At 64.9% G+C, this 12,095-nt stretch carries 13 protein-coding genes and 1 pseudogene; 5 read left to right on the forward strand and 9 right to left on the reverse strand.

Annotated elements, in window-relative coordinates; all coding sequences use genetic code 11:
* Positions 1–359: 359 nt before the first annotated feature.
* Positions 360–1,064 carry a sprT domain-containing protein gene (locus BLS85_RS18150; RefSeq protein ID WP_218128509.1) on the forward strand — a complete coding sequence of 235 codons (705 nt, stop codon included), beginning with the start codon at positions 360–362 and terminating at the stop codon, positions 1,062–1,064.
* 12 nt (positions 1,065–1,076) lie between these two features.
* Here BLS85_RS18150 and BLS85_RS18155 read toward each other — a convergent pair whose 3' ends face one another.
* Both BLS85_RS18155 and BLS85_RS18160 read right to left on the reverse strand, forming a co-directional pair.
* Entirely contained in the window at positions 1,077–1,355 is a 279-nt protein-coding gene (locus tag BLS85_RS18155; protein ID WP_092788147.1) for a hypothetical protein, read from the reverse strand.
* Positions 1,356–1,737: 382 nt separating this feature from the next.
* Complete coding sequence (locus tag BLS85_RS18160; protein ID WP_092788148.1) at positions 1,738–2,655, reverse strand: M48 family metalloprotease; 918 nt, start codon at positions 2,653–2,655, stop codon at positions 1,738–1,740.
* A 109-nt stretch (positions 2,656–2,764) separates the two neighbouring features.
* Here BLS85_RS18160 and BLS85_RS18165 point away from each other — a divergent pair, with 109 nt between their 5' ends.
* Positions 2,765–4,333, forward strand: a complete 1,569-nt coding sequence (locus BLS85_RS18165) for a type IV secretory system conjugative DNA transfer family protein (protein WP_092788149.1) — start codon at positions 2,765–2,767, stop codon at positions 4,331–4,333.
* Here the strand turns inward: BLS85_RS18165 and BLS85_RS18170 are convergent.
* Positions 4,326–5,777 carry a hypothetical protein gene (locus BLS85_RS18170; protein ID WP_143027267.1) on the reverse strand — a complete coding sequence of 484 codons (1,452 nt, stop codon included), beginning with the start codon at positions 5,775–5,777 and terminating at the stop codon, positions 4,326–4,328. The two genes, BLS85_RS18165 and BLS85_RS18170, sit on opposite strands and share 8 nt — an antisense overlap.
* Before the next feature lie 153 nt (positions 5,778–5,930).
* On the opposite strand from BLS85_RS18170, the gene BLS85_RS18175 reads away from it, so the two are divergent.
* The 3 genes from BLS85_RS18175 to BLS85_RS18185 all read left to right on the forward strand — a co-directional run bounded on the left by BLS85_RS18175 (position 5,931) and on the right by BLS85_RS18185 (position 8,312).
* Complete coding sequence (locus BLS85_RS18175; protein ID WP_092788151.1) at positions 5,931–6,596, forward strand: hypothetical protein; 666 nt, start codon at positions 5,931–5,933, stop codon at positions 6,594–6,596.
* 291 nt (positions 6,597–6,887) lie between these two features.
* Complete coding sequence (locus tag BLS85_RS18180; protein ID WP_092788152.1) at positions 6,888–7,070, forward strand: hypothetical protein; 183 nt, start codon at positions 6,888–6,890, stop codon at positions 7,068–7,070.
* A gap of 21 nt (positions 7,071–7,091) precedes the next feature.
* On the forward strand, positions 7,092–8,312 hold the full coding sequence (locus BLS85_RS18185; protein WP_092788153.1) for a hypothetical protein: 1,221 nt from the start codon (positions 7,092–7,094) through the stop codon (positions 8,310–8,312).
* Between the two features lie 319 nt (positions 8,313–8,631).
* On the opposite strand, the gene BLS85_RS18190 is transcribed toward BLS85_RS18185, so the two are convergent.
* The 6 genes and pseudogenes from BLS85_RS18190 to BLS85_RS19565 all read right to left on the reverse strand — a co-directional run.
* Positions 8,632–9,801, reverse strand: a complete 1,170-nt coding sequence (locus BLS85_RS18190; protein WP_092788154.1) for a tyrosine-type recombinase/integrase — start codon at positions 9,799–9,801, stop codon at positions 8,632–8,634.
* A 54-nt stretch (positions 9,802–9,855) separates the two neighbouring features.
* Positions 9,856–10,104 carry a hypothetical protein gene (locus tag BLS85_RS18195; RefSeq protein WP_218128511.1) on the reverse strand — a complete coding sequence of 83 codons (249 nt, stop codon included), beginning with the start codon at positions 10,102–10,104 and terminating at the stop codon, positions 9,856–9,858.
* Positions 10,105–10,114: 10 nt separating this feature from the next.
* Entirely contained in the window at positions 10,115–10,357 is a 243-nt protein-coding gene (locus BLS85_RS18200) for a hypothetical protein (RefSeq protein ID WP_143027268.1), read from the reverse strand.
* A 233-nt stretch (positions 10,358–10,590) separates the two neighbouring features.
* On the reverse strand, positions 10,591–11,532 hold the full coding sequence (locus tag BLS85_RS18205; RefSeq protein ID WP_092788156.1) for a DUF2493 domain-containing protein: 942 nt from the start codon (positions 11,530–11,532) through the stop codon (positions 10,591–10,593).
* Positions 11,533–11,743: 211 nt separating this feature from the next.
* The gene (locus tag BLS85_RS19685) at positions 11,744–11,872 is read right to left on the reverse strand and encodes a hypothetical protein (protein WP_281242589.1); all 129 of its coding nucleotides are present in this window, start codon (positions 11,870–11,872) and stop codon (positions 11,744–11,746) included.
* Between the two features lie 64 nt (positions 11,873–11,936).
* A pseudogene (locus BLS85_RS19565) lies at positions 11,937–12,032 on the reverse strand (hypothetical protein); the annotation flags it as partial.
* Positions 12,033–12,095: the final 63 nt, after the last annotated feature.

A 12,095-nucleotide genomic window follows, 5' to 3' on the forward strand; every position in this document is an offset into this window, starting at 1 on the left:
ATGTCGAACGGCGGCTTGACCATGCCCGCAGCGAATCACGAACCGCAAGTTCGCGCAACCAAATGTGAGTCGCGACGCAGCCACCGCCCGCACTTTTGCCCCGGTTACACCCTTCCACCATAACCCTTTTATTTTACACCACTTTCGCAGCCTTCACCTAATTTCCACGGACCCATGCGGAGGTCTCCGGATCATGCCGGAGCAGCGCGATGCCGAAGCGGAGTCGCGCGGTTTGACAGGGGGTTGGGAGCCCGCCGGAGCGTGGCGGAGCCGACCGGGAGCCGAAACAGGCGAGGAATTCCGGCCAGCGGGTCATGGAACAGTCACCGTTCGAGGGCATTCGGACGGGAGGCTTTGGAATGGACATGACAGACCGACACGCGGATTCTCCTTTAGAAACACCGGAACGGGCGGTCCCGGCCCCGACGGCGGAGACCTACACGGCGTTGCAGGCGGCCTACGACCACCTGAACCGACGCCTGTTCGGCGGCACGCTGCCGAACGGGCTTGTCACCCTGCACCGGCGGCCCGGCTGTCCGGGGCTGTACAGGCCAGCCCCGTTCGAGCGGATCGACGGCACGGTGGCCGACGAAATCGCGCTGAACCCGGTCTTGTTCGACGGGGGCACCCTGGAGGGACCGCTGGCCCAGCTTGCCCATGACATGACGCATCTCTGGCAACGGGCGTATGGCAAACCGGGGCGTGCCCGCTATCACAACCGGGAATGGGCGGCGAAGATGAAGGCCATCGGCCTGCATCCGAGCACCACCGGAGCCCCGGGCGGCAAGGAGACCGGGGAGAGGATGGGACAGTGGGTGATCGCGGGCGGTCCGTTCGCGCGCGCCCTGTCGGACCTCGCCGAAACGGGCTTCGCCATCCCGTGGTCAGCGCGAGTGGACGCGGACGCGATGCCCGTCCCGTCGGCCCGGGGCGGGCGCTGGTTCAAGTATGTCTGTCCGGTCTGCGGTCTGATTGCCCGCGCCCGGCACGGGGTGACGCTGATCTGCGCCGACCACATGGTCGCGCTGGAGCCGGTCGACGATGCGACCGGCTCCCGGGCGTGATGGGGAGGGGGTTTATGCCCCCGCCTCGGTCGGTTCGCTTGCCTCGGTCTCGCGGTCTTCCCGGAAGAGCGAGATGCCCCCGCTGAGGATCTGGGTTCCGTGGATGCGGAGGTAGATCGCGCCGCTCTCCGTCTCCCATGCGACGCCGATCCGTTCCCAGGTCGCGCCTTTGCCGTACCCGATCCGCTGCTTGGCGATGAAGTCGGGCGGGTTCGGGCTGCGGCGGCCATTGCCACCGGATGCCTGAGTGTCGGGGGTCGTGTTGGCGTTGGGGTTTGTGTTCGTGGTCATGACAGGGTTCCTTTCCGTGTTAAATTCTGGCCGGACCATTCCAGCCTTGCCCGCCGGTCAGCCGTCCGAACCGGGACCGGGTCATGGCCAACACGGGAGCCCGGCCCCGAAGCGCAGCGAAGGCGGGCGGGCGAACGGAGCGGGCAGGCCATTGACCCGCCGCCGGAGGCAGTTCCGGTCGGCGGCTATCGGCTGTGGGCAAAGGATGGTTGGAATGGTCATCGGCCCGGATTGCGCATCACGGGGAGACCGCTGGCGTGTCCACGCCAAACACGATCCAAAACGGCCCCAATCCCGGACAGGACGGGGCGCGGCAAAAGCCCGGATATGCGCCGTCCGGCAACGGCAACGCGGCGGACTTGGCGTGTCCACGCGCCCTGGGTCAGTGCCCGGCGGCCATGGCCCGGTGGAAATCGTCGATCCCGCTTTCCAGCGCGTTCAAGAGCACGGTGGCGGTCTCGCCCATCCGGGGACGCAGGAGAACGGCGGTGGCCTCGGCGCGGCGGTCGGGGTCCGGATGCCCGGCACGCTCGGCGGGCCTGCCGGTCAGGGCTTCCACGCGCTGCTCGAACAGGGCCAGCCAGCGCGGCAGGATCACGGGCACACCCGTGAGCTTGGGATCGATGTAGATGGGAGAGTGACGCAGCGCCTCGCCCCGGGCGACGATGGCCAAGAACATCCGGGCGGCTTCCCGGTCGGCCTCCAATTCGATCTCCGGCCCTTCGGGCTGGTCGAGATGACCGAGCCGCCCGTGCGCGATCTCGTGGCACAGCACGAACACCATCAGGGCGCGCGCCATGCCACCGGAAACGTTCAGGCACTCAGGGTGGGTTTCGAGTTCGGGGCGCAGGTCCTCCAGCACCCGGGGCCGCGTTGTCGGCCTGGCCAGCAACAGCAGGCCCCGCTTCATCTTCTCCAGCAGGGAGAAGAAGCCCGCGTCGTCGATGGGCGCGAAGGCGGCGATGGTACTGTAGTGCGAGAGCGCGAACAGCCACAGATCGAACGTCTCGTCGAACAGGATCCGCCCGGCCGCCGCGCCACCATCCGGGTCCGCGACGATGAAGGTCTTCGTCAGCCCGAAGACCTCGGGGCTGAACGCGACGGCGTCCGGATCGAGCCCGAGCGCCTTCACGATGGCGGCGAAACAGGTTTCGTACAGATGCCCACTCAGCGCGGCGGCTTCCGCGCGGTCGAACGGAATCCCTGCCCGGCGGGCCAGCTCCTCGGCCAGATCAAGGGACACCCCGGAGGCGACATAACGTCCTTTGGCCTTGGGAAGTTCTCCAGAACCGGACGGCATTGACGTGTCCATTCCAGCGAATTGAGCCGATGAGCCGGGCGCGCGAGGAATTTCGGGCCGCAGGCGCGGGCACACTGAGGGCGCCTTCACCGCGACAGGAGCCCGGACCATGAGCACGCCCTTTGCATCGGACCCGGACCAGACCGCCCTCGCCCGGGGTGTTTTGCGCGGGCTGCCGCATGTGCCGCCGCGTGAGCACCGGATCCCGGAAGCGCACTGGCAATCCTGGGCGCGCATTCTCGCCAGCGGGCGCCTGACCTACACCCCCTCCGATCCGGGCAACAGCCTGCTGGTCGGGCGGATTGGCGAGCGGCTTATCGGCATCGACGATCCGCGCCACGCGATGATTCTGGGCGGGACGCGGGCGGGCAAGTCCGTCACCGTGACGTCCAATCTGTACTTCTATAGAGGTTCGGTTCTTGTCATCGACCCGAAGGGGCACCTCGCCAACCGGACGGCCGCGATCCGCGCGGGGATGGGGCAGAAGGTCCGCATTCTGGACCCGTACGGTCGGTGCGATCCGGCGGTTGCCCGGTTCCGCGCGGCCTACAATCCGCTCCGCGTTCTGCGCCGGGACAGCCCGACGCTGATTGAGGACGCCGACCGGATCACGGACGGCCTCGCGCTGACCACGGGACAGGAAAAAGACCCTCACTGGGACGAGGCCGCCGGGGCCTTCATCTCCACGCTGATTCTGTATGTCGCCACGGCCCCGGCGCTCAAGGGGCGGCGGACGCTGGTCGAGGTGCGGCGGCTTCTGACCCGGGCCACGGCCGCGGAGGACGGCGGGGACGAGACCGCCCTGTTGCGGGAGCTGCTCGACCACGCCCGCACCCTGCGTGCCGACGCGGCCATGGAGGATCTCGCGGACGCCATCGAGGCGGGGGCGCGGGACTTTTACGACAAGAGTCCGAACGAGATGGACAGCGTGCTCTCAACCGCGCGGCGGCACACGCGGCTGCTCGGGTATTCGACGCTACGCCGCGTTCTGACCGGGCATGATTTCGATCTCGCGGACCTGAAGGGGGACCCGGCGGGGGTCACCGTCTATCTTTGCCTGCCCGCCGGGGCCATGGCCAGCTACAGCCGCTGGCTGCGGGTTCTCCTGAACCAGCTACTGGACATGGCGGAGACCACGGCGGCCCCGCCTCATAGGCCGTCCCTGCTCGTGTGCCTCGACGAGTTCCCGGTCCTTGGGCGCATGCGCCAACTGGAGATGGCCATCGGGCAGGTCGCGGGGTTTGGCCTGAAGCTCTGGATCGTTCTTCAGGACTGGAACCAGGGTGTGGACCTGTACGGCAAACGCTGGGAGTCCTTCGCCGCGAACGCGGGTATCTGGCAGGCCTTCGGCCTTGTGGACACGACCACCTGCGACGTTTTGTCGCGAAAGCTCGGTCGCACGCCGGTGATCGTCGGCCGGGCGGCGGACGTGGGCAGCAAGGACGCGGAAACCGGCCGGTCCGGAATGTCGGCGGGGCCGGAACTGCACCCCCTCATGACCCCCGACGAACTGGAGCGCACCTTCTCCCGCGACGATCCGGCCCGGCGCCAGTTGGTTCTGTGGGGCGGACACCGGCCCATGGTCCTCCAGCGGGTCGAATACTACGACGAGCAAAGCCCGGGGCGGGAGCACTTCGCGGCACGGGAACTGGGACTTCAGTCAACCCCGATCAGGTGACTTGTGTCACACGGGACCTCGGGTCGAGCCCCTTCTCCTCGTGCTGCACGAATTCGGCGTCGACAAAGACCTCGAACAGGTCCGGGTCGGTGATCCGGCGGCTGGGGAGCGCGCCGTTCCGGTCGCGGACGGTGAGGTCGAGGCGTCTGCTAGCCAGCATGGCGCGGAGCACCGTTTCCATGGTCCAGGCGGCGGCGCTGAAAACCAGCGGTTCACCCGTTCGCGGGTGAAGCGCGTTCACGTCTGCGCCCGCCTCAATGGCCTTGACGCCTTCATCCTGCTCGAAACAGTCGATGGCCATGCGGAGCTTTTCGGTGGGTGTGTGGTCGTCGGAGGCGAAATACGCTTCGACGGCCCGCACCTCCTGCTCGTTTTGCTCTGCGATTTCGAGCATACGGTCTTCGTCGGCACTGCCGAGGGCGGTGAAGCCGAGTGCTTTCGGCCGGTCTTCGTCCGTCGCCTCGCTCTGTTCGGACGGCTTGTCGCGCTTCGGGTACGGGCGCGTCAGGGCCAGCGCCGCGCGGCGAATCAGGACCAGCGTCTCCGCGCTGACATCGAACACACTTTCGAGCGTGGGTTCCAGATCATCCGGCTTCGGCTGCTTCGGCTTCTCCAATGCGTCCATCGACGGAAAGTCCGCCACGTAGCCCGGTGTCCAGGTCTCCGTCCGCTGCCCGATCAAGGCGCCCGGGAATTCCTGATCGTACAGGACCCGTTGCACGGCGAAGACCATGCTGCTGCCATGGTTGCCCCACCCCATGGCCGTCACAAAGGCGATGTGAGAATTGGCGAACATGCTGCCATAGAAAATCTTTGTGGGCTCGGCGCGCTCCGAGCGGCTCTGGACAAGCAGGTCGTCGATGCGATCATGGTGGGTCCTGTGAAAGCCCGCGATCTGTGAAATCAGGAGCGCCTTATCCTCGATACGATGTGCGATGATCCGGTGGGCGGCGAGAAGCCGGGGGTTCGCGTGCTTTTCCGGATTCTCGAGACCGAGCGTCAGCCGGGTCTCGAACACAGTGCGCCCAGCAATCCGGAACGTCCGGTATTCGCCTTGCACCAAAGAGGCAAAGTCCCGGTTTGCGGCTTTCATCTCCGCCGTGTGTCGAGCGGCCCAATGAGAAAAATCGGCGTCCGCGACCTTCCGAAGATCGGCCTCGCGGATCCATCCCTGATCGACCAGATACGCGGCGACCGCCGAAAGCGTCTCGGGCAGCGGGTGCTGAACGACATCGAAGCGCAGCATCCGGCGGATCGTGTCGGGGCCAATGATGTTGGGACGATCAACCCGCAGCACGATCTCTTCGGCCATCTTAAAAGCGCTGAACCGCTTGCCATGGCGTTTGCGGTACACCAGCCAGGCCAGCAGTTCGGCGGCCAAAAATGATTCCATCAAAGGCGTGTCGGGCACGGGAATGGGTAGCACGGGCGGCGCGGGAGGCATCGGGGTCCCTCGGTCACACGGGGCGGATCGCACCGGAATGTCGGTCCGCGAGGAATCCGGCGCGGGGTTTCGAGCCACGATAGGAAGAGCCGCCCGCCAAATCCAGACGTTTGAAGGGGCGGCGTCCATCCCTCATTGCGGAGTTTGCCCGCTATGTTTTTTCTGCCTTTGCGCGCCGAACCACTCTTCCCGCGCTATCCGGGGACGGTCGGCTACCGCGCCTTCGGCGATCCGAAGGGCGTGACGTCCTGGCGACTCATTCCCTTCTACGGCACGCCGCTCGGCGAGGGCCTGATCGCCGGGATCATGATGGTGTTCAAGGTCTACGCCCTGGCGGTCATGGTCTACGCCGCGTTCGAACCGCCACCGGGCCACACCGCCGAAGAAGCCGTGTTCGGCGTCCTCCTGGCTGCGGTTCTGGCATATTGGCCGATCAAGTGGATCCTGCGCATCCTGTTCACCAGCGCCACGGTCATCGAACTGACGCCCCGTGACGTCCGGGTTCTGGGGCTGTTCGGGTGGCGGCGGTACGCGCGCCACGTCCCGCTGCGTTTCGAACTGGAACCGCACCGGAGCCTGCGGCGGGCGCAGGCCCTCCAGAAAAAACCGCGCCGACACTTGCGGGAGAGCTATCACGTGGTGCTGCGCTATGCCCAGCAGGCCATCGTCATCGCCAACGTCCATGGCGAGGTCCGCGCGCGTGCCCTGCTCGACCGGCTGAACGGGTGCTTCATGGTCACGGCACCGGGCGCGGAGAGCGCAGCCATCGGCAATCCGCACCAGCAATATGCCGACCAACCGGTCGACGACGAAATCTGAACGCCACCTCACCCATTCCTCGCGAAATTCACTCGGTCGGCCGGGACGCGATCAGGCGTCCCGGCAGCCCTTTTTTTTGCATCCTGGCTCACCGTTCCTGAAAACTGATCTCGGCTCGTGAAAAACGGATCTCAGGACGCCGGAGCGTGAAAAATCGTTCGGCTTCTCTGGTGCATTGCATCGCCAAACATGGTTCCGCCGAACGGGGCGTGTTTTTCCGGCGCGAGGAATCCGCAGGGCCGGGCCGGGCGATACTCAGGCCTCCGAAGCACGGAACAGGAGGGCTCGCTCATGTGGGGTTTGCTTGGAATCATCATCGGGCTGGTTTTCAGCCTGGTGGGCTGGATCGCCGGACTGGCGGTCCAGATCGTCACCGGATCCGGTCCCGCCGGGGCCTTCGTGATCCGTCATCCCATGGAACTGCTCGCCGCCGGGGTCCTCGCGATCCTCGCGGCGCACGTGGTCTGGGGTTAAGCCGTCAGCGGAGAGACCGGCATGGAAGATCTCAGCGAATACATGCGCAAGCAGGTGAAGTACATCGACGGGCCGCTGGTGCTGATGATGGTGGTGACGGGATTGTTCACCTATCTCGGCGTCGAATCCGCCCTGGGGTCCAACGGCTCCGACACCATGGAACGCCTGAGCGCCGCCGCGTTCGCGCTCGGCTCGGGAACGGCGGGGTTCGCGCTGTGGAAGCATGCCCTGCACCTCGTGCCGCACCTGCCCGGCGGCAAGCATCTGGCCAAAGGGCTCGCGGCGCTGCTGCTCGGGCTGATGTTCATCGTGTTCCTGTCGTCGTGTCTGAACGTGGTGGCCATCGGCGGGGCGAATGCCCAGCAAGCGGCCATGTTCGCGGCGGTCGGACAGTTCGAGACGACGCTCGGCGAGTCCGAAGCCCGGCTTTCAAAGGCGGCGGAAGTGCGCGCGAACCTGATGACCGGCGCCTCCGACCTGGAGGACTGGGCACAGGCGGAGGCCACGCGGGGCGCGCTGTCGGGCCATCCCGGTCGGGGCACCGTGTACACGGCGGCCATGGCCGCCGCCGCGCAGATGCGCACCCTTCGGCAGACGCTGGACGAAGGTCTGGCGGACGGGGCGGCGCTTGCGGAGCGGGCGCGCGGACACCTTCAGGAGATGCGGGCCATCGCCGAATCCGAAACCGGCGTGCCCGAGCGGCTGGGTCGCTTTGCCGCCGAAAGCGACCGGATGCGCAGTGTCCTGATCAGCCTGAACAGCCTCGAACTGGCGGGAGCCCTGTCCCGCGATCTTGAGCGTCTGGCCACGGCGGAGACGACGATGGCCCCGTCCGCGCGATCAGCATCGGTCGCCGAAGCTCAGGCGGACGCCGTCCTCAAGCTGATGGAGATCACCCAGGCTGTGGCAAAACCTGTGGCGAGCCGATCCGCCGAACTGGGGCGCTGGCCGGTCCCAGAGGTGCCGAAGTTCCACCGGATCAGCACCGTCGAGGCGGTGTGGGTTCACGGCCTATCCATTCTGCCGCTCTGGGCCGGGGGGCTGGCACTGGACCTGATGCCGCTGGTGCTGCTCCTGCTGTTCCGAATCAAGAGGGACAGCGAGATCCTCCCAGAGGCCAGACCGCGCGACACCGGGGACCATCTGACCATCGGAGACGTCAAACGCGCGCAGGCGGCCCTCGACAGCTTCATCGGACGTCACGCCACCGGGAAGACCACCGCCAGCCGGAAACAGCCATAGCAACGACCAAACAAGGGCTCTTCGAATCAACGTCGAAGAGCCCTTGCGACATCAGATCTCGCCACAAATTCGCCACAAGGCAAAAAAGAGCGAAACAGAGAATGGCAGATTCCCAAGTGTTCTGGAGATGTCATTCAGTGTGGCGACTTGTGGCAGGTATTTGGGATTTGGGAGATTTCTTACCTTAATTCTAGGCTAAGTCTTTGATTTTGTTTTGGAGCGGGTGAAGGGAATCGAACCCTCGACACTTAGCTTGGGAAGCTGTTATAAAACGTAGGATTTCTGCGGCTTATAAGCTTTTCGCCACAGATTTGCCACATCAATTTTGGACAATTTCGGAAAACATCTCTTCTGCAATGTTTTTATACTCGTCTTCCTTGCCCCGAATCAAGTGTCCATAGACATTGAGCGTGATCTCGATCCGGGAATGCCCCATCACGGTTTGGATGAATTTGAGGTCCCGCCCCTTCTCGATCAGCTTGCTGGCGAAATAGTGACGCAGGCAGTAGAGAGTGTAGCGGGTGTCTTCTTTTCCGCCTTGGGTTCTCACCATCATGCCCGCCTCGCGCATCAGCGGGCGCCACGCTCCCTTGAAGAAGTTCGCGGCCAGGATTGGTTTGCCGCTGTCCGTCGGAAAGACGAGATCATCCTCGGACGCTGGGCACTTCGTTCGCCACTCAGCGAGCATGTCGAGCACGAACTGGGGAACGAAGATATCGCGGCGCGCGGCGCGGGATTTGACAGGCCCGAGGCGGCCGGAGATGTCCGCGCGCTGGCGCACCTGGACCCGATCCTCGAGCACGTTGGCCCAGGTCAGCCCGCGATACTCCGAGGGCCGCATGCCGGTGAACGCAGCGAGATAGATCATGGTCCGCGACCGCGCCCAGCACCGGGCCAAAAAGGGGTCCTTGGTGGACAGGCGGTCAGCGGCTTGCAGAATCAGCTTCATTTCATCGTCCGTCGGGATCTGCACCTCGCCTTCATGCTCTTCATGCCGACCGCCGGACTTGATGGAGATCCCGACGGCGGGATCATGGCGCAATTCGCCCCGATGCTTCATTTCGATCAGCACAGAATGGAAGGACGACAGCGTCCGGCGAGCCATATCCCGGGTCTGGTTTTCCAGCAGCCAGTCCCGGAACTGAATGACGTCCTTCGGCATGAGGTCCTGCAACGGCTTGGACCAGTCATAGTCCGTCATGACGCGCGCGCGGCGGCGGTACTCCTTGAGGGTCTCCGGCTCCACCGTCTCCCGGCCATCGCGCCCGATCTTCTCACAGGTATTCAGCCAGGTCGTGACGGCGGCGGGCACGTCCACGATGTCGGCGACGAACCCCTTTGGCATGGCGCCGACGCTCTCGCGGAATGCCCGAGCCTCTTTCATCGTCCGGAAGGTCTTGTAGGCATAGCCGGTTTTGGTCCCGGCACTGGAGTAACGGACCTGATAGGTAACGCCTTTATTTCCGTCTCTCTTGCGAATATCCGACATGATAAAATCATAATAAATAAAGGACTCTGTCAAATCAAGCCCACTTTAATAGTTTTACAGCCTTAAATGCTGCTCGGCTTCCATCTGAGCCTTGTAGTAGGTTCGAATCAAGGCGCTGCGTTCTATTTTCAGCCGTCCGTCGATTGGATCGACGAAGAAGGGCAGCTTGCGGTTTCCGTAGGCGTCCTTTTCGGCGGCACGGCGGATTTGGCGGTCGTTCAGGGGCACGCCCATCTCCGCCAGAACATCGCGCGCGCCGTCAAAGTCAAGGTAAGTGGGTTTTCGTATGGTCTCTTTCTGCATGGCGGCCCTCCTACAGTAGGTTGTATTCTTCGGCGGCGGAGCGGGTCGGCCCCTTGGACGACAGGCAGACGAGTTCGTGCCCATCGTCCGTCAGCGGCTTGACGTCATGACCGAAGCCGTTGGTCGGATTGATGTAGACGGTGGCTCCCTGCGAGTAGCGAACTCTGTAGTCCTCCTCGAGTTCAGAGAAGGTCTCGACGATGGCTCGTTCAATGTCGCTCAGGCTCATCTCCCCCTGAATTCGGATTTTCATGATGCAAACCTTCTTGTTCATGGACTATATCTATAGTATACAATCATAAGTATTATTAAAACATTAAGAGAGGGCCCAAAAAAGGAAACAAGGATCTTTGAAGCCGTCTAAAGCCTTTGGTTCTGAAGGATAATTGAGCCGATAGAGGATCTTCAGCACTCCAGAAGCTTGCAATCTCCGGATGTAGCAGCATATCGCGGTGCCTCGCAGAGCACGGCGGGATGAAGCGGGGCTTATGCCCCGCCGTCACCATGACGCCAGACGGGAACGCCCATCTTGCGGGCTTTGTCGGCCAGATTGTCGGTGATGCCGGACCCGGGAAAGACGATCAGGCCGATGGGCATGGCCTCCAGCAGACGGTCGTTGCGCCGGAACGGGGCCGCCTTGCCGTGGGCGGTCCAGTCGGGCTTGAAGACCACCTGGGGCACGCCGTGCTTGTCGGCCCAGCAGGCCGCGATGCACTCGGCCCCGTTGGGAGAGCCGCCGTGCAGCAGGACCATGTCGGAGTGCCGGGCGTGGGCTTTGTCGAGGACCGCCCAGATGCGGTGATGGTCGTTGCACGCGGTCCCTCCGGCGAAGGCGATGCAGGGACCAGGTGGCAGCAGGACCTGGGTGTCCTTGAGCCGCCGGACGTTGATGAAGTCGCGACTGTCGATGACGGCGGCGGTCATGGCCTGGCGATTGACCCGCGATCCGGACCGGGGCCGCCACGGGGAGCCGGTCAGAGCCTCGAAGCTGTCGGCGGCGTGCTCGCGCATCGCCTCGAAGGCGTTGCGGCGCTCGATCAGCCCGAGCCCTTCGGCGGTGAGGCGCTCGAGTTCGACGGAGCGGATCTCGGAGCCGTCCTGTTCGCGCTGGCTGCGGCGCTGGTCCTGCTCGTTGGTGTCGAGGTCACGGTCGAAGGCCTCGACGCGGCGGTGAAACGCGCCGACCATGGACCAGAGAAGATCGGAGACATCGTCCTCGAGCCGCGTGTCGGTGAAGAGGTCGGAGAGCATGTCGAAGGCGGATGAGACAGCGATGCGGGCGGTGTCGTCGTCGGGCAGCGGTCTCGGGTCCGGCTCGTCCTGAAACGGCCGGATGCCGTGGGTCTGGAGTTCCTCCAGCAGGTGCGCGGTCGGCGAGATGGCGTGGTCCGGTTCGGCGTCGAGGGTAAGCAGGGTCTGGTCGGTCATGGTGATCCTCCGGTCTGGGGCTGTTGGCCGCGCCCATCGCGGCCTTTCCGGGGATCACCCGCCGGAGGCCATGAGGGCGGGGCCGCACCCGAACGGGCCGGAACGCAGTGGAGGAGGACGCGGAACGCGACCTTGCGGCGCTGCCCGACCTCCGGCAGATCCCCCTCTGGAAAGGACGCGGGCGGGGCCTCTGGTGCCCCATGACGGAGGATCAGGCCGCACGGACCCTGTCCCGGTCGGCCGGGGCCAGTTGCCGGGTGAACCGCGCGGCGGTGGCGGCGGGACCGAAGGCCTGAAGGTCCGCGTTCGGATCGATGCCGTGGCTGAGAAGCGGATGCACGGCGATGCCCCGCGCGATCCGCGAGACGCTCGAACGCCGCTTCCCCGGCGGGATCAGGCTCGAGGGCGATGTAAAGACGAATCAAACCCGGCGGAAGCGCGAACGCCCCGAGATGCCCGGCGGACAGAGCCGCGACCATGGACAGGCCGGGGAACAGCATGCGCAGCGTCAGGACGCTTTCGATCCCCTCGCCCGCGACCAGGGCGTCGCCCGGATCGCCGAA

The organism is Rhodospira trueperi (assembly GCF_900101965.1).
Taxonomy (GTDB): domain Bacteria; phylum Pseudomonadota; class Alphaproteobacteria; order Rhodospirillales; family Rhodospirillaceae; genus Rhodospira; species Rhodospira trueperi.